The following is a 17,615-nucleotide window of genomic DNA, read 5'->3' as shown; positions in this document are numbered from 1 at the left end:
AACGGGACGCTTCGCCAGCGGCGGCCTGAAGCTCGCTGAACAACCGGCTGACAGCCGCGGCGGGACGAAGCTTATGGCTTATCGTCCTCGTCGCTCGCATACTGCTCGGCCGCTTGGCAAAACAATCCGGCAACGAGGCTTCGCAGCGTCGGCGGCTGCAGCACACGCGCCTCGGGGCCGAATCGCAGCAGCTTGCGCGCGAAGAATGGCAGCTCTTGAAGCGGGATCCTGCCTTCCCATCGATCGTCGGCCATTCCTTCAAAATCGGGATCGGATTGCGCCAAGCGAGCGCCGAATGGCGTGAATGCCAGCGATACTTGCACGCGCTCGCGCAGGTCTTCCTGCTTCATCCATGCTTTCAACGTAGGAAGCTCGGGCAGTGTCGCGTCAAGTTTGCAGGCATTGTGCATCCGGTCCGCCCGATAGAGCAGCGTGCGCTCGCCCCTCCATGCGGGTACGTACCAGAAGCCTTGCTCGTAATACAGCCCAAGCGGGAACGCTTGGGTTATTTTCATGCCGCCGGAAGTCGAATAATCGAACGACAGCTGTCTTTTTTCCATGGCGGCTTTCAGGATTAGAGTGGTGTACGGCGCTGGGATTTCGGCCCCGCGATGGATGAAAGCCAGGTGGTCGCCGATGCGGTCGATCTGCTCCTTCGTATCCGGAGGAAGGGAACCATAATAATGGTCGGCCAAGTGGCTCCGAATCTCTCCATAGGGGAAGTCGGGGATGACTTCAAGCAGCCGGAGCAGCATAAATAGGCCGAGCGCCTCGGATTGATTAAGCTGCAAGGGCGGCATGAGCCGGTTGGGCAGCGCTCGATAACCGCCGCCAGCGCCTACCTCGGTATAGAGCGGCATCCCGATCGACTGCAAATAATCCAGATCGCGTTGGATTGTCCGCAGGGAGACGCCGAACCGTTCGGCCAATTCGCGCGCCGTATACTTCTTGCGTGAATCCAAAATTTGCATAAGCGCCAGTCTTCTGCCGTTCATTGTGTCCGCCTCGCTTAATTACGTCAACTTTTGTCGTAGTTCGATGATAGCATAATCCTATGAAAGGAGCGAGAATCTATGAGGAAGAAGAAAACGATTTTGTACATTGCTATGAGTCTGGACGGTTACATTGCGAGGGAAGACGGCTCCGTGGACTGGCTGGAAGAGGTAGAAGGCGAAGGAGATAACGGGTACGGAAAATTCTATGAAGGCATAGGTTCGATCATCATGGGCCGCGCCACGTATGACATCTGCTTGGCATTATCGGATACCTGGATGTACGCGGGCACACCTTGCTACGTGTATTCCCGAACGGCGCGCCCGAGCGATGAACGGGTCGAGTTTACGTCCGAACCGCCGGAGCAGCTAATCGAGCGTCTTCAACAAACTTCGCAAGGCCATATCTGGCTGGAGGGAGGCGGAGAGATCGTACGGATGTTTCTTGAGCGCGACTTGATCGACGAAATGCAGCTGGCGATCATTCCCACCGTTCTGGGCAAGGGCATTCCGTTGTTCCCGGCCGGCACGAAATCCGCCAGCTTCCGATTATCCGGGACCGAGAGATATGGCGACATTGCCATCCTGACGTATAACCGGGCGCAGTAAGTATGATACACACGAAAGCCGTATGCTTCCGCTGTTTCGTGCAGCGTTTGGCACACGGCTTTTCGTTTAAGGCGTCCAGCGTTGAATTTTCCCTGGCTCGTCGTAGTAGTGGATTTCGGAGGGCTGAATATCCAGAATGACGTAGTTCGGATCATCCGGACCGTCGAACCATTTCGACAATTCCTTGTTCCATAGCTTTTGCCGGAGGCTGTCGTTCTTCGTAATCGAGGCCGTGCCTTCCAGCTCGACGACTTGCGGGGCCGAACCGGCTTCATAGCCCAGCAAGAGCGAAATATTCGGATTTTGCTGGAGCTCTTCGACTTTGTGCGTCTTGCGGTCCGTGGCCAAATAGACATTCATGCCATCGTGAAAGACGGCCATATAACGGACCTTTGGTTTGTTGCCTTCCACGGTTGCGAATGCAGCGATTCGATGCTTGTCCATGGCTTCGAAAATCTTGGCCTGTAATTGCTCCTTCTCCGCGACTGTCATGATGAATCACTCCTTTGCAGAACTGTGATCATGATCCTAAGTGCTCTTCCACTACTTACCCCGATGTGGTCAAAGTATCACATCTGCTCGTTTTTTGCGCTTAGCAGCGGGGCATGCCTGCAATTCCCTGCCGATCTGAACGCAAGTATGCGCTAAGATGGCTAAGCGACGATGAAGAGAAGGACGTTTACGACGATCGATCGTGAAATGCATATACATTTACAGGGGGAATATAACGAGTGAAAATGTCAGTCGGCGCAAAGCTGCAAAGTGGTTTTTTAATCCTCTCCGCGCTTATGGGCACGATCAGTTACGTGTCTTACTCTAATTTGTCGACTGTGGACAAGTCTTATTCAGAACTGATCGACCAAAATGCCAATATTGTCATCCATGCGAAATCGATGCAAGTCAGCGCCTCGCAGGAAATTTCAGGTCTTCGTGCCGTCCTTCTGGGCGAAGAAGGCGGGAATGACACTGTAAATAACGCGATACAAGCGCTCGACGCCAACATTAACGAGACGCTTCAATTGGCCGGGAACGAGAAGATCGCAGATTCGTTGAATAAGTTGAAAACGCTGAATGCTGCATACAAGACCGAAGTCGAGCACGTGATGCAACTTATGCAGTCCGATAAAACAGCGGGCAGAAAGAAAGCCGCGGAAATCATCATCCCGATTGCGCGAGAAATTCGGACGACCGCGGACGAGATTGCGCAATCTCAGATCGATGAAATGAACGAAATCAACGTAGAGAACAGCGAATTGGTTACAACTGTAAAAACGACTCTGCTGGTCTTGACCGTCTTGTCCATCCTGTTGGCTTTGATGACCGGTTTGCTGTTCACCCGCATGGTAACGAAGCCCGTCATCCGCATTCGCGACGGCGCGCGCCGGATCGCGGACGGCGATCTGACCGGCGACGACCTGACGACCAAGTTTAACGATGAATTCCGTGAGCTGGTTGCTTCGTTCAATCAAATGAAAGCGAACCTGCGCAATCTGATCAACCATGCAAGCCAGAACGTGCTGCAGGTTGGCGCGGCATCGGAGGAGCTTGCGGCAAGCGCGGAACAGACAAGCCTAGCGACCGAGCAGATCGCCGGATCGATCCAAGACGTCGCCGCCGGCGCGGAACGGCAGGCGTTGCGCGCGGCGGAAGCGGCAGGGGCGATCGACGAAATTACGCGGGGGATGAACCAAGCGGCATCCTCGATTCAGCACGTCGCCGATTTGACGATCTCCACGACGGAGAAGGCGAAGCAGGGCAGCGAGGTGGCCGTCCAGGCCGTCGAGCAAATGAACAAGGTTCAACAATCGGTCGGTCAAACCGCGGATGTCATTCATATGCTGGGCGACAAGTCCACGGAGATCGGCGACATCGTCCAGATGATTACCGAAATTTCCAGTCAGACGAACATGCTCGCGCTGAACGCGGCGATCGAAGCGGCGCGCGCGGGCGAGCAGGGCAGAGGCTTCGCGGTCGTAGCCGAAGAAGTGCGCAAGCTGGCGGAGCAATCCGGCAAAGCGGCTGCGCAGATTCGAACGCTGATCGCCGATATGCAGGATAGCACGGATCAGGCGGTGCGTTCCATGCAGGAAGGCACGACCGTCGTCAAATCCGGCATCGATATGGTTCGGTTGACCGGCGAGGCCTTCGCCGACATTGTACGCTCCGTGGAGCAGGTCGCGGCGGAATCCCAGGAAGTGTCCGCGATCGTCGAGCAAGTTTTCGCCAGCTCAAAGGACGTAGTGGAGACGGTGAACGGCGTAACGCGCATCGCGAAGGATTCGGCGGGCAGCACGGGCAACGTGGCGTCGGCCGCGCAGGAGCAAAATGCGTCCATGCAGGAGATTGCCGCCTCCGCCGAGGATTTGAGCAAGCTGGCGCAAGAGCTGCAGGAAGCGGTACGGGCTTTTAAAGTGTAAGGGGTACGGGGGCGAGTCGCAGAAGAAAACGAAAGAACCTGCCGCACGCAAGCGGACAGGTTCTTTTGTATAAGTTAGATTTCCAAAGCAGGCGCATTAGGATTCGGTATCGTGTTCGCTGCTCTCGTCGATCAGCCCAATTGGCTCGTAGACGTTGATCGTGCTGCTCTTGCCTTTGAACAGCTTCTCGCCGACATATTCGTAGCGGAACTGCGATTTGGTCGCCTCGTACGTCGATTCGGAGACAAGCACTTGCCCGGCCGTCGTGCTGGACTCGATCCTGGCCGCGATATTGACGTTATCGCCGATGGCCGTGTAATCGATGCGCAGGAAGGAGCCGATATTGCCGACGACGACGGTGCCGGTATTGATGCCGATGCCGACGTTGACGGTTACGCCATGCTTCTCGAAGATCGACTGCCGGATCGCGACCATGCCGCGCTGGATTTCGAGGGCGGTCTTGACGGCATAATATTCGTGCTCCTGCACATCCAGCGGCGCGTTGAAAATAATCATCGCGGCGTCGCCGATGAACTTGTCGATCGAACCATGATTGTCGAGCGTCGTCTTCGTGATAAAGTTGAACATCGTATTCAGGAAGTCGACGACCTCTTCAGGCGACAGCTTCTCCGATAGTCCCGTAAAACCGCGAATATCCAAAAACATGATTGTCGCTTCCTTGCTGACGCCGCCGAGTTGGATCTCGATGTTGTCCTTGACGATTTTCTGCACGAGAACGGGCGAGATATAGCGGCCGAACTGCTTCGTGATGAAATTCTTTTGCAGACTTTCGGCGAAGGATTTGATCGTCATGTTCACCAGGAACGTCAGGACGAGCGCAAACATCGTATACGTAACGGTCCAGATCACATGGTGCGGATACAGGTAATATTGGCCGCCGAGCAGCAGCGCGAGGCCGATGACGAAATAAAGCAGCGCCCAGATCGAACGGAAGCGCCATACCAGGAAGAGCGTTAACACATAGAGGACCAGCATGCCGGCCAAATCGACCCAAGGCGGGATCACTTGAATATGCACGTTGTTGATCAGCTGATTGACGATATTCGCATGGGCATAGACAAGCTTCATGCTTTTCTCGATTGGCGTCACGCCTTCATCGGTGACCCCGGCCGAGGTATAGCCGACGAGGACGATTCGGTCCTTGAAATTCTCCAGCGGCACGTCGCCGGTCAAGACATAGGAGAACGGAATCGTCATGAAGCCGTTCGCGTCGCTGACGTATTGGATCGTGATCTCCGATAGCGGATTCGGTCCGGGATCGGAATAGCCGAGGAAGTGATCGACGTCCGCACCGTACATTTTCGCCGCTTGGAAGGCGAGCGACGGAATTTTGCCCTCCGGCGTCTCGATCTGAAGCCATGTTCTCCGAATGACGCCATCGTCGTCTAACAGCCGGTTAATGTGGGCAGGCTGGACCGCTTCGCTGAATTCCGGTATCGGCTTGACGATCTCCTGGGCTTGCAGCGGAGCCGATTTGTTCGCAACCGTCGTTCGGGTAAATTCATTCTCCGTATTAATGTAGGAGGGCAAGATGACGTTGTCGTGCTTGCGGAGCTCCGCCGCAAGATCGGCGTCAATTTGCGGGTCCTCGCCCGGGTCGGTGAACAGAATATCGAAGGCGATCGCCTTGGGGCGGTTCTGTTCCTGCCCGAGCGCCTGGAGGAACGAAATATAGACGTCGCGGCTCCAAGGAAACTGCCCGAGCGTCTGAATCGATTCTTCGTCGATGGCCACGACGACGATATCTTCGTGAGGCGCGATGCCTTTCGCGCCCTGCCGCGCGTTATAGTCTGCGAGCGAGTTCGAGACGTTCTGCAGCGAGTCGAACGCATATACCGTCAGTAGGACGGCCAGGATAAGCAAATTAAAGCTCCATTTCCACTTGCCAAGACTTTTGTTCATGTGTGCTCTACCTCATTTGATCGGATGGATGATTAGTTCTATCATACCATGCGCTTGGAAGATGGAGGTCGAAATTCATAGAAATTTGTCCCGGGCTGTTGACGCGGGAGAAACATGCTATACTGTACCGTATAGAAAAGTTTGCTAGGCGCAAACGAGAGTAGAGGATGGGAGTGGCACGCATGACGTACAAAATCGCATTTTTTGATATCGACGGCACGTTGGTGAATGAAGAGAAAGTCGTTCCGCAGGACACGATCGACGCCATTCGCGAACTGAAAGCAGCCGGCGTAGAACCGGTCATCGCTTCGGGCCGAGCGCCTTACTTCATTAAACCGTTAGCGGAATTGCTGGGGATCGATTCATTCGTCTGTTTGAACGGCGCGCTTGCGGTCTATCGGGGCAAAACCGTGTACAAACGCGTCATCCCGCGGACAAGCATCGAGACGCTGGTCGCTCTAGCGGAGCAGCATCAACATACGCTGGTCTACGAAGGCGAACACGATTTCTTCTCGAATCGCGCCGAATGCCCGCTTGTCACGGAATCCGTGCAGTCGCTGAAAGTGGATTTGCCGGGGACGGATCCGGGATTTTGGAGAACCAACGAGGTGCTCCAGCTATTCCTTCACTGCGAACACCATGAGGATTCGCTATACGACTCGTTATTGAACGACTTCACCCTCATTCGTTGGCATCGCGGCGCATTGGACGTGCTGCCATACGGGGGTTCCAAGGCGCAGGGCATCGAGGCGATGCTGCGCGAGCTCGGCATTCCGGTATCCGAATCGATCGCATTCGGCGACGGCTTGAACGACAAAGAGATGCTGCAGTTTGTGGGACTCGGCATCGCAATGGGCAACTCGCACCCCGAATTGCTTCCGTTTGCGGATTATGTCACGACTTCGGTCGACGAATGCGGCATCCGCAACGGCTTGAAGCATGCCGGTCTTATCGCGTAATTCCAACCGACCTGCGAGAGCGGGTCGGTTTTCATTTTTTTGGCAATCGAACGCGCATAAACGTCGTCCTAACCGTCGACAATTTTAACGAAAGTGTCACATGATTTTGACAGATTCATGATGGATTGGCTTAAGATGCGTATGGAAGCGGCGAATTATGATAGCATAAAGGTACAAAGAGGAGTTAGGAGGCGTTTGCTTCATGAGCGCAATTAAGGGGAACCGGCTCAATTCCGGTTACGACTTGTCTACGGGGTCTATTTCTAAAATACTGTTCGATACGATAAAGGTCGGCATCATAAAATCCAATCTGATTTCCATGTTCGCCGGACTAAGCATGGCGCTGCTCGTGAACGACATCCCGTTCTATAACGAGATCGGGAATATACTGCTGGCGCTAATCGGTTCCGCGCTCGTCATCGGCTCGGCCGGCGCCTTCAACAACGTGTACGATCGCGATATCGACGTTATCATGGAACGGACGAAGAGTAGGCCGACCGTCACGGGCACGGTCAGTCTGGGCAGCGGACTTGCGATCGGGATCATGATGGCGATCGGCGGACTGGCCGCGTTGTATGCCGCAGCGCCGCTATCCGCGTTATTCGGATTTTTGGGCTTATTCTTGTACGTGGTGCCTTATACGATGTGGACGAAACGCAGGACCGTGTACAACACGGAGGTTGGCAGTTTATCCGGCGCCGTTCCGCCGCTGATCGGATGGACAGCCATCAGCTCGGATCTTTCGCACATGGGCATTGCGGCGCTGTTCGTCCTTATGCTCGTCTGGCAGATGCCGCACTTCTACGCGATCGCCATTCGGAGAATGGAGGAGTATCGCGCGGCCAACATTCCGATGCTTCCGGTCGTCAAAGGCATGCGGCGTACGTACCGGCAGACGAACTTCTACCTGGTGCTTCTGCTCATCTCGGGTCTGCTGTTCTGGTCGTTCAGCCCGTTCGTGGCCATTACCTCCGTCGTGCTGAGCGCGGGGTGGCTCGTTCTTAGCTTGGCGGGATACCGTCGGATGGGGACGGACGGCTGGGCCAAATCGATGTTTATTTTCTCGCTGAATCATATTACGATTCTGCTGTTAATCGTGATCGGTTATTCGTTGATTAAGCCGCTAATGGGATAGAATAAGGAGCAAACAAAGAACCCGCCTAAGTCAGGCGGGTTCTTTGCTAACATGGCTTCTTCCTTACGGAATCAGCTTCCAAACTTCGGCAGTGCCTGGCGTTTCGCCTTGCGTCCACCATCTTGCTTCATAGTTTTTGCCGCCGTACGATACTTTAGCGCCGCCCAAGTATACGGCCGTCGAGCTCCAAGCCGGATACGTCGTCGTCGTGCCGCCGGTCGTGGATACGCTCAGCGCGGCAGAGGAGGCGGAAGTCGTCGTCGCGTTTTTCGCTTTGACGGTGAAGGAGTACGATGTTCCAGCCGTCAGGCCGGTGTTCGCGAACGAAGTTGTCGTGGATGTGCCGACGAGTGCGCCGTTACGGTACACTTCGTAGCTAGTCGCGCCGGAAACAGCCGTCCAGGAGAGCGTCAGGCTCGTGTTCGTGATGGAGCTAGCGGCCAGACCTGTAGGCGTGCCCAGACCTGGGTTCGTCGTGCCGCCGCCGAAGTTGGCGTCGATGACGTTGTAGAACGCGTTTGCCGTATCGGCAACTTCCCACACGGCCAGGATGACATGGTAGCCGGATTTAGCAGGCAGGTTGCAGCTGCTTGCATAGTTCGTTGGCGGCTTCACGCCGTTGTAAGGAATATCGCAGAATGGCGTCAGGTTGAAGGAATCACGGGACAGTGGAGCATTTTGGTTCCAGCCGTCTTTCGTGATGTAGTATTTCCAGCTTGCCGTAGCATGGTTCGCCGTCAGCTTCCATTGGAACGTAACCGGGCCGGCTTGCAGATCGACTTTGCTCCAACGCGTGGAGGATTGCTCGTCCAGGTTAGGGAATGCGCCGCCGGCGCTCGCGATTTTGCCGTCGGCAGGACCGGCAGCCGGCCAGCCTTTAGGCGCTTCGAGACTTTGCGGCTCGTAGACGATCTGGCCGCAGTTCGTGTTCGCGCCGGACTTACAAAGGGCGGCGCGGCTTGCAGGACCTTCGATGTAGCCGTGAGCGGATGCTTTATTATTCGTGAACAACACCATCGAGAGCGCCATCAGGAACATAACCCCGCCGGCAACGATCATTTTTCGAAGCAGAGCTTGATCAGCAAAACGTAGAGTCATACAATATTTACCTCCCTAAAATGTTTGATAAGTCAGAAAATTAAGCGCTTACATGCCTTGGCTTCTGCAGCCAGCGATGCCTCCTTTCGTCGAAACCTGTATGTCGTCTTTGTCATGCGACGGCCGGGTGATGAGGTGATTTGCCTTGCCGAGTATAAACGCCCGACTCGTTTATATCATTTATCATATAATACAGGTTGTTCTTCCACAATATAGCGTCGATTACACATACTAACGATTTATGACAGATATCAACGATCGACAAAAAAATATCGGACATGGCGTGTGAAATACCTATAAAACCTATGATAACTATCATTAAAGGAAATATATGGATGAAAGTAACGGGATGCCGGCTTACTATTTCGCGCAAACTAACGTGCAATGTCCCAATAAGCAGATTAGCATGCAAAGGAGGCGAGATACATGGCGCGTAAGGGCAAAGATTTTGCCGGCGAGCAGCAGGCGTTCGAGATGAAGTCCAGCCATGCCGAGAACAACGTTACGTCCGCGGAAAATAATAATCGCAGACAAAAAGGCAGCGAACCGAATACCCCTTCGACTGGTTAGGGTGTGCGATCCGCTCGTCTGATATCGTGAAAAACAGCTGGATGAATGCGCCTTCGACGCGTTCGTCCAGCTGTTTTTTGTTCATTTCAGTCTTTATCCAACCGGATCTGCATCAGGTGAGCGAACGGTATATTAATGAAGCGCAAATTTTGAACCAACCCGAACATTGAATTCGACATTGCTCATGCTAGGTCTGTCGTCCTCATTAGGCGAACTTATGCCGTGCAGCCGTTTTGGGCATTCGTCCTTACTTGACAGCGAAGCAGCGGAGAGAAGGGGGCTGCGGTACGAATGTTTGCTGCTTTAGCAGGGCCAACGTACGTATTTTCGAAGGGATCGTATGGATCATGTCGCATTTTCTATCATCGCAATTGAATACTATCATTTTTCGTTGCTCAGCTATATAGTTCCCGATTTCTAGCTTCGATACAATAAACGTACAACAAGGAACTGAAACGGTTACTGGAGGGAGATTTTACCGCAATGAATGACGCAAGGTTCTCCTTTTCAAATGGTTGATGCTCCAAGTTTAAGCGCTTTAAGCGATCAAACAATGAAAAAGGAGGAGGATTCTTGAATGGCGAATACACCTGCCGCCAGCCAGGAAATTCAAATGCCGGCGCATTTGGGAAAACCAAAAAACAATGTGGTGAAACGGTTCATCAAACAGCTGGACATTCAGCTCATGGTGCTGCCAGCCCTGGCACTAATCTTTGTATTCGCGTACATGCCGATGTATGGGGTGCTGATCGCATTCCAGAATTACAAGCTCGGAGCGGATCTGCTAAATAACGATTGGGTCGGCTTCAAGCACTTTAACGATTTCTTCACTTCGCCGGAATTTTATCCGGTCATGCGCAACACGATCGTCATCAGTTTTCTGAAGCTCGTGTTCGGATTCCCGGCGCCGATCATTCTGGCGCTCATGCTGAACGAAGTACGAAAGATGGTTTTCAAACGCGTTGTTCAAACCATCACCTACTTGCCGCACTTCTTGTCTTGGGTCGTCATCGGCGGCATGGTCACCTCGATTCTCGCTACGGACAACGGAAGCCTGAATATGGTGCTCGAGAAGCTGAACTTCGTCGACGAGCCGGTGAACTTCCTGTCGCTGCCGGAATATTTCTGGAGCATCTTGGTCACCACGAACGTCTGGAAGGAAATCGGATTCAGCTCCATCATTTATTTGGCCGCCATCTCGGGGATTGACCCGCATCTGTACGAGGCTGCTTCGATGGACGGCGCAAGCCGGTTCCGTCAAATGTATCTCATCACGCTGCCTTGCATTATGCCGGTCGTCATTATTTTCATGATCTTGGCTATTGGTAACCTGCTTAACGCGGGCTTTGAAGATATTCTCATCCTTGCTTCCAATCCAGGCTTAAGGGATGTATCGGATTCGCTGGATGTATTCGTGGTTCGAGTCGGTATCGACAACTTCCGGTACTCTTATGCGACGGCGATTGGCTTATCGAAAGCCTTGGTCAGCGTTACGCTGCTGACGATTGCCAACTTGATCGCCAGAAGAACCGGCAACAGCTTGTGGTAAAAATCGACTCATGATTAGGGGTGCATTCCATTGATTCGTTCTAGTGTCGGCGATAGAGTGATGGTCGCATTTATCTACGTCTTCTTGACGGTGCTGGCCTTCACCACATTTTATCCATTCTGGAATTCATTGATCATCTCGCTCAATGAAGGGATGGATACGAGCAAAGGCGGGGTAACGTTCTGGCCGCGCGTGTTCACGTGGGATAACTATGAAATCGTCTTCCGCGAAGAAAAATTGATCAATGCGTTCGGCGTCACGATTTTGCGCACGGTCGTCGGTACGGTCGCTTCCATTCTGGCCACCGCGATCTTCGCTTACGGGATGACCAAACGCGAGCTGATCGGCCGGAAATATTACATGGTGATGTGCATCATTACGATGTACTTCGGCGGCGGCTTGATTCCGACGTACTTGTTGATCCGTAAACTGCATCTGTTCGACTCCTTCTGGGTGTTCATCATCCCGTCGTTGATCAGCGTGTGGAACATGATCATATTCCGAACCTTTTTCAAAGAATTGCCGCAGGGTCTGGAAGAATCCGCGAAGATCGACGGTGCTGGCAACTGGGGCACGTTCTTCCGCATCATCTTCCCGCTGTCGGGACCGGTATTGGCCACGCTGTCGCTGTTCACGGCGATCGCGCACTGGAACGAATGGTTCGTGGCGAGTATCTACATTATGAACGAGAAGCTGTACCCGATTCAGACGCTGCTTCGCCAAATTCTCTTCTCGAACATTGCGTCGGATCAAATGGCGAATCTGGATGCCAGCGCCTTATCCCGATTGAACAACGCGAAGACGATTACGTCCAAGTCGTTGTCCATGGCGACCATGATGGTGGCCACGCTCCCGATCGTAGCCGTGTATCCGTTCCTCCAACGTTATTTCGTGAAAGGCGTGTTGGTCGGTTCGTTGAAAGAGTAGTTTTCCCGCTTGCGTTTAGGGCCGAAAGGCTTTAAACATAGATTAATATGATGAGAGGGGTAAGTGCTTGTGAAGAACAAGAGAAAGATTGCGCTTAACGCCGCAACTGTTCTGTTGTCGCTGTCGTTCGTTGTCGGCTGTAGCAGCAATGGAGGCAACAACAATGGGGGAGAAGCAGCCACCAACGGCAATGCGCCGGCAAACACGGAGAAACCGGCGAACGACGCCACAGCGCCTGCGAACGATGGAAAAGAGGCAGAGAGCAATCTGTTCAAGCTTGGCAGCGAACCGCTTGATCTGACGTTCTACGGCAACTACGGCTGGTATACGATGCCGCAGTGGGGGGCCGATCCTTCGACGAAGTGGATTCAGGACAACTTCAAGGTCAACATCACAGGCATTTCCTCCGGCGGCAACAACGCGCAAAAGCTGCAAACGATGATCGCAGGCAATCAACTGCCGGACATCATCTGGGGCGAGCGCGACGACAACATGAACCGTCTGCGCGAATCCGGCTTGCTCGTGCCGCTCGACGAGTACATCGACAAATACCCGAACTTCAAGAAGTGGATGGATCCGAAAGTCCGCAAGCTGCTGACCGCGCCGGACGGCAAAATCTACACGCTTCCGAACTATTATACGAACCAGCCGAACGGCAACGCCGGCTACATCGTCAACAAGAAGATGTACAAGGCGCTCGGATCGCCTGAACTGAAGACGACGGATGATCTGTATAACTACCTGAAAGCCGTCAAAGAGAAATTCCCGGATGCGATTCCGTTCGAGACTGGGCTCGCGAAAGACGGCCACGGCATCGACCAGCTGTTCTCCGCGTTCAAAGAGAACAACCTGAGCTTCACGCGTTACTTCGCAGTACCGAATGGCGATAAGTTCGAATCGATCTATACGGATCCAGGCTTCCGCGAATCGTCGGTATTCTCCGCGAAGCTGATGCGCGAGAAACTCATGACGCAAGACGCCATGACACAAACGGAAGACCAAGTCAAGGAGAAATTACTTAGCGGCCGCGCTGCGGTATACGCAAGCTCCGACCCGATGAAGCTTGCGGCTGAAGCCGACATCGCGCTGAGCACGAAGGATCCGGAAGACGGCTACTTCTTCATCGATCCGATCGTCAAGCCAGGCAATGACGTGACGAAAACGTACCCAGGCACGTACAACATGCTGGGTTGGAACGTTGCGGCGATCACGACGAGCGCGAAGAACCCGGAAGCGGTATTCGCCCTGCTCGACTGGATGACCGGTCCTGAAGGCACTGCCGTTCTCTTCTGGGGTCCTCCGGGAGCCGACGGCTTCTGGGATGGGTTCGAGTCGGATAACTTGACGCCGAAATTCACGGACCGCTATGCGAACGATCCGAAGGGTCTGACGGAAATTCAAGCGGTGAGCGCGAACACGATCTGGGTGGGCAACACGGTCTACATGGACGGCGTAAAATCGAAATACGAAGCGACGCTGCCGGAAGAGAAACGCAACTGGTCCACGAACTGGCAGTACAAAGTGACTTGGAAATCCCAAGGCGATGCGACCGAGTTCGTCAATCTATTCCCGATTCCGGATACGGACGAAGGCATCGCGTACCAACGCGTCAAAGACATTTGGCTCAAAGCGCGCGCAGAAGCATTGTTCGCGAAATCCGATGAGGAAGTGTTGAAAATCCTGGATAAAGCGCACAAAGACTCCATGGATGTCGACTTCCAAATCGTCTTGGATTCCTACACGAAAAAATGGCAGGAAAACAAAGCGATCATGAACGGCAACTAAGTCGCAGCATCTGCATGAGGCAATCGCAATTTTCCTTTCATTGAAGCAGGCGAGGACATGCTGCACGCAGCATATCCTCGCTTTTTTCATAGCTTCCTTTGTTATACAGAAGTAAGGGAATCAGAGGATTTTCGCCTTGCGCCCGTCCCAATTTTATGGGAAATTTGGCTTATCAGACCGTAAGCGACGACGCTTGCATGAGGTGCTTCTGGGAGGGCGCATGGGCCGGAATCAAGCTGGCGCCTTCGATATTTTCTCATCAGGGAGTGGTGAACATGTCCTATAAAGTATTGCTGGCTGACGACGAGCGATTGGATTTGGAAGGCATGCGGACGTTCATCCCGTGGCAAGAGCTCGGAATGGAAGTGGTCGATGCCGTGACGAACGGCTTTAACGCCCGCAGCGTGCTCACATCCGAGAAAATCGATATACTAGTCACCGATGTACGCATGCCGCATATGTCCGGACTAGAGCTCGCCGAATTGGCCCTAAACGAGAAGAAAGACTTGAAGGTCATCTTCGTCAGCGGCTATCAGGATTTTCATTACGCCAAACAAGCCTTGTCGCTCAATGCTTGCGGGTATGTGTTGAAACCGATGGACGACCAGGAATTGATCGATTCGCTGATCAAAGCGCGAGATCTGCTGGATATGGAGCGCAAGCGCCAGGCGGAGTATTCGCAGATGATGCCCGTCGTCAAAAACGAATATATGCTGCAGCTTTTTGAAGGGAACTACACGGAATCCACGATTGACGTGCTGCACCGCGAATATCAATTCAACCATTTCGCCTGGCCGGGTCGCGTATGCGTCTTGGAAATCGACGATCTGTTCAAAATGGACGGTCAGACGGAGGAGAGCCGGGGGAAATCCAACACCTGGCTGGACAGCTTGCTCGCATGGAGCCGGGAAGCCGGCATCGCGCATGGGTGCAAAGTGGATAAGAACCGGGTCGCGCTCCTTCTTGAGACCGGTACCGGTCAAGCGGTCATCGAGCGTCTCGTGGATCAAGTCAAATCCGCGTTCGGCACGACGGTGACGGCAGGAATCGGCGGGAACTGCAGCGAAGTGTACGGTATCGAGCGCTCGTATCGTCAAGCGCTGGAAGCCGTGGAACTGAAGATGTTCCGCGGGAAAGGCAAGCTGATCGAATTCGAGGACGTGCCGAAGTCCGAGATGGACGATATTAAGCGGTTCGATGTCCGTATGGACGCGCTGTTCAAGGCCTTATCCAGCTATGAGCTCGTCCGGATACACGATGAGTTGGACGCCCTCTTCCAGACGGCCAAGAACGCCAAGTCGAAATTCACGGTACGCAACTATGCCTTCTACTTGCTGCTGAAGCTGGACGATTATTTGCACACCGTGAACGAAGATTTATTCGAGCTGTTGAACATGGATATGCGCAGCTTGGACATTATTTTGCAGCTGGAGACGATCGACGATATCCACCTCTGGCTGCGCCAGCGGTTGTACCAAATCTCGGAGCTGCTGAATTCCAAGCGCCAGAAGAAGAACTGGAAGCTCATCTCGGAGATCATCTCCTTTATCCGGGACCGGATTCAAGACAATATTACACTGCGCGACGTCGCCGAACAGTTCTCGTTCTCGCCGAATTATCTCGGCCTGCTCTTCAAAGAAGAAACGGGCAAAAACTTCAGCGAGTATCTCATTATGCTGCGGATGGAGCGCGCGTGCGAGCTGCTCAAGAACACGAACTTGAAAATTTACGAAATCGCGGATCAGGTCGGTTACCGTTACTTGCCATACTTCAGCAGGCAGTTCAAAGAGACCTACGGCAAGACGCCGCTCGAGTACCGCAGAAAATAACTTGCTCATGGGACGGGGAGCTATGAAGTCGGATTCTTACAAACGTTATTTGCCCTTTGGCCATAAATTGATGATCACCTATTGCGTGTTCATCATGATCCCCGTTCTGCTGGCCGGTTATGTCGCGAACGCGATTCTCGTCCGATCGATCGAGGAGCGGACGAAGGAGTCGAGCATCGGCACGCTGAAGCAAATGAAGGACAACATCAGCTATCGGATGCAGGACATCGTGCGCGTCTCGGAGCTGATTTACTACGATACGACGTTGACCGAATACTTGCGCAACAACGAAGCGGGCTGGGTCAGTTATTTTACGACGAGCAAATATTTGGTACCGCGTCTTCAAACGTTACTGGAAGCGGTCAACAGCCATATATGGATTTCCGTCTATCTCGACAATGAAGAAATTCACGAGGTGTACAACCGTCAGCTCACCGATCCGCTCGATGGCGGCAATAGCGCGTTCGATATTTACCATACGGAACGGATCTTTAACAAATCGTGGTACACGTCCTTTCCGCAGGAGTATTTCGGTCAGACGCTGGAATGGGCGCAGATCGACGAGGATAAGACGTTCGGCCATATTTCGCTCCTCCGCCGGATCGTCGACGCATCGAAGCTGTTCAAGGTCGATGAGATCGGCTTTATGCGGATACGGATTCGATTGGAGGATTTGTTCGAAAGCGTCGATTCCAGCAAAATCGGGGAAGGCTCGATGATCTATCTGCTCGATGAATCGGATCGGCTCATCTCCGCATCGGGACCGATCGATCGCTCCTCCGGTCAGACGCTCAGCGTGGCTCGGAAGGCGGGGCATATCATTATCGAGGAAAAGGTGGAGCCGCTCAATTGGCGCATCGTCGCGCTGATCCCTTCGGATATAACCCAGTCAGCCGCGCAAACGATCCGGATGTGGACGGTAGCCGCTTGTTTTATCGCGAGCATCGTTTTTGCCGCCGTAGGGTTGTTTATTTCCCGTTACTTTGCGCGAAAAGTGTCGAAAATCGTATACGTGCTGGACTCGTTCCAGGAAGGCGATTTCTCCAAGCGTATTCAGTTCAAGGGAAGAGACGAGTTCACCCGCATCTCCGTTGCTCTCAACGACATGGGTCAGAACATCGGATCGCTCATCCGCGAAGTCTATATGACGAATATCCAGAAGAAGGAGGCGGAGCTGGAGTCGCTGCAGGCGCAGATCAATCCGCATTTCCTGTACAACACACTCTCGTCGATCAGCCGGCTGGCCCGGTTCGGCGAGGTCGAGAAGCTGCACCGCATGGTATTGGACTTGGCGAAGTTCTATCGCCTGTCGCTGAATGAAGGCCGCACGATCATCCCGATTCGCAACGAGATCGAGCAGGTCGAAGCCTATGTGAACATTCAGAAGACGAAGTTCGGCGACGGCATGATGGTCTATTACGATATCGACCCGGTGATCCATGATTTCTTGACGATCAAATTGATCCTGCAGCCGTTCGTGGAGAACGTGCTCGAGCATGGGTTATATGGCGACCACATCAATCTGCGCATCGTCGGCAAGCTGGAAGATGGGACCGTCGTGTTCAAGATCATCGACGACGGCGTCGGCATGTCGGCGGAAACGATCCGGCAGCTGTTCGACCCGGCTGAGAGCTTGAACGTCGGCTATGGGATCCGGAACGTACATCAGCGCATCCGGCTCCATTTCGGCGGCCAATATGGGGTGAAGATCGTCAGCAAGCCCGGCTTCGGCACCGCGGTCGTCATCCGCATACCGGCGGAAGCGGCGGTGGAGCAAGAGGCGATGTAGAGGCGAATGCTAGGCGGTTAGGCGACTGAAGAG

The 17,615-nt window shown here is 53.6% G+C and carries 14 protein-coding genes; 10 read left to right on the top strand and 4 right to left on the bottom strand.

Going from position 1 to position 17,615, the window contains the following annotated elements; genetic code table 11:
• Positions 1 to 71: 71 nt before the first annotated feature.
• Positions 72 to 995, bottom strand: a complete 924-nt coding sequence (locus tag ACFSKT_RS04000) for a helix-turn-helix transcriptional regulator (RefSeq protein WP_377720507.1) — start codon at positions 993 to 995, stop codon at positions 72 to 74.
• A gap of 78 nt (positions 996 to 1,073) precedes the next feature.
• Between ACFSKT_RS04000 and ACFSKT_RS03995 the strand changes: the two genes are divergently transcribed.
• Positions 1,074 to 1,601, top strand: a complete 528-nt coding sequence (locus ACFSKT_RS03995) for a dihydrofolate reductase family protein (protein ID WP_377720506.1) — start codon at positions 1,074 to 1,076, stop codon at positions 1,599 to 1,601.
• A 66-nt stretch (positions 1,602 to 1,667) separates the two neighbouring features.
• Here ACFSKT_RS03995 and ACFSKT_RS03990 read toward each other — a convergent pair whose 3' ends face one another.
• Complete coding sequence (locus ACFSKT_RS03990) at positions 1,668 to 2,093, bottom strand: pyridoxamine 5'-phosphate oxidase family protein (RefSeq protein WP_377720505.1); 426 nt, start codon at positions 2,091 to 2,093, stop codon at positions 1,668 to 1,670.
• 245 nt (positions 2,094 to 2,338) lie between these two features.
• Between ACFSKT_RS03990 and ACFSKT_RS03985 the strand changes: the two genes are divergently transcribed.
• Positions 2,339 to 4,018 carry a methyl-accepting chemotaxis protein gene (locus tag ACFSKT_RS03985; RefSeq protein WP_377720644.1) on the top strand — a complete coding sequence of 560 codons (1,680 nt, stop codon included), beginning with the start codon at positions 2,339 to 2,341 and terminating at the stop codon, positions 4,016 to 4,018.
• Positions 4,019 to 4,114: 96 nt separating this feature from the next.
• Here the strand turns inward: ACFSKT_RS03985 and ACFSKT_RS03980 are convergent, their stop codons facing one another.
• Complete coding sequence (locus ACFSKT_RS03980) at positions 4,115 to 5,941, bottom strand: CHASE2 domain-containing protein (RefSeq protein WP_377720504.1); 1,827 nt, start codon at positions 5,939 to 5,941, stop codon at positions 4,115 to 4,117.
• A 182-nt stretch (positions 5,942 to 6,123) separates the two neighbouring features.
• On the opposite strand from ACFSKT_RS03980, the gene ACFSKT_RS03975 reads away from it, so the two are divergent.
• Complete coding sequence (locus tag ACFSKT_RS03975) at positions 6,124 to 6,900, top strand: Cof-type HAD-IIB family hydrolase (RefSeq protein ID WP_377720503.1); 777 nt, start codon at positions 6,124 to 6,126, stop codon at positions 6,898 to 6,900.
• Positions 6,901 to 7,102: 202 nt separating this feature from the next.
• On the top strand, positions 7,103 to 8,035 hold the full coding sequence (gene cyoE, locus ACFSKT_RS03970) for a heme o synthase (RefSeq protein WP_377720502.1): 933 nt from the start codon (positions 7,103 to 7,105) through the stop codon (positions 8,033 to 8,035).
• Positions 8,036 to 8,098: 63 nt separating this feature from the next.
• Here the strand turns inward: cyoE and ACFSKT_RS03965 are convergent, their stop codons facing one another.
• Positions 8,099 to 9,133, bottom strand: a complete 1,035-nt coding sequence (locus ACFSKT_RS03965) for a lytic polysaccharide monooxygenase (RefSeq protein WP_377720501.1) — start codon at positions 9,131 to 9,133, stop codon at positions 8,099 to 8,101.
• A 426-nt stretch (positions 9,134 to 9,559) separates the two neighbouring features.
• On the opposite strand from ACFSKT_RS03965, the gene ACFSKT_RS03960 reads away from it, so the two are divergent.
• The 6 genes from ACFSKT_RS03960 to ACFSKT_RS03935 all read left to right on the top strand — a co-directional run bounded on the left by ACFSKT_RS03960 (position 9,560) and on the right by ACFSKT_RS03935 (position 17,582).
• Positions 9,560 to 9,703, top strand: coding sequence for a hypothetical protein (locus ACFSKT_RS03960; RefSeq protein ID WP_377720500.1), 144 nt, complete (start codon positions 9,560 to 9,562; stop codon positions 9,701 to 9,703).
• 613 nt (positions 9,704 to 10,316) lie between these two features.
• Positions 10,317 to 11,252 carry an ABC transporter permease gene (locus ACFSKT_RS03955; protein ID WP_377720643.1) on the top strand — a complete coding sequence of 312 codons (936 nt, stop codon included), beginning with the start codon at positions 10,317 to 10,319 and terminating at the stop codon, positions 11,250 to 11,252.
• A gap of 30 nt (positions 11,253 to 11,282) precedes the next feature.
• On the top strand, positions 11,283 to 12,179 hold the full coding sequence (locus tag ACFSKT_RS03950; RefSeq protein WP_377720499.1) for a carbohydrate ABC transporter permease: 897 nt from the start codon (positions 11,283 to 11,285) through the stop codon (positions 12,177 to 12,179).
• A 69-nt stretch (positions 12,180 to 12,248) separates the two neighbouring features.
• The gene (locus tag ACFSKT_RS03945) at positions 12,249 to 13,964 is read left to right on the top strand and encodes an extracellular solute-binding protein (protein WP_377720498.1); all 1,716 of its coding nucleotides are present in this window, start codon (positions 12,249 to 12,251) and stop codon (positions 13,962 to 13,964) included.
• A gap of 275 nt (positions 13,965 to 14,239) precedes the next feature.
• The gene (locus ACFSKT_RS03940) at positions 14,240 to 15,793 is read left to right on the top strand and encodes a response regulator (RefSeq protein ID WP_377720497.1); all 1,554 of its coding nucleotides are present in this window, start codon (positions 14,240 to 14,242) and stop codon (positions 15,791 to 15,793) included.
• Positions 15,794 to 15,815: 22 nt separating this feature from the next.
• Positions 15,816 to 17,582 carry a sensor histidine kinase gene (locus ACFSKT_RS03935; RefSeq protein WP_377720496.1) on the top strand — a complete coding sequence of 589 codons (1,767 nt, stop codon included), beginning with the start codon at positions 15,816 to 15,818 and terminating at the stop codon, positions 17,580 to 17,582.
• Positions 17,583 to 17,615 lie beyond the last annotated feature (33 nt).

Source organism: Paenibacillus xanthanilyticus, from assembly GCF_042682185.1.
Lineage (GTDB): Bacteria > Bacillota > Bacilli > Paenibacillales > Paenibacillaceae > Paenibacillus_Z > Paenibacillus_Z xanthanilyticus.
This window is presented reverse-complemented; position numbering and strand designations above follow the sequence as displayed.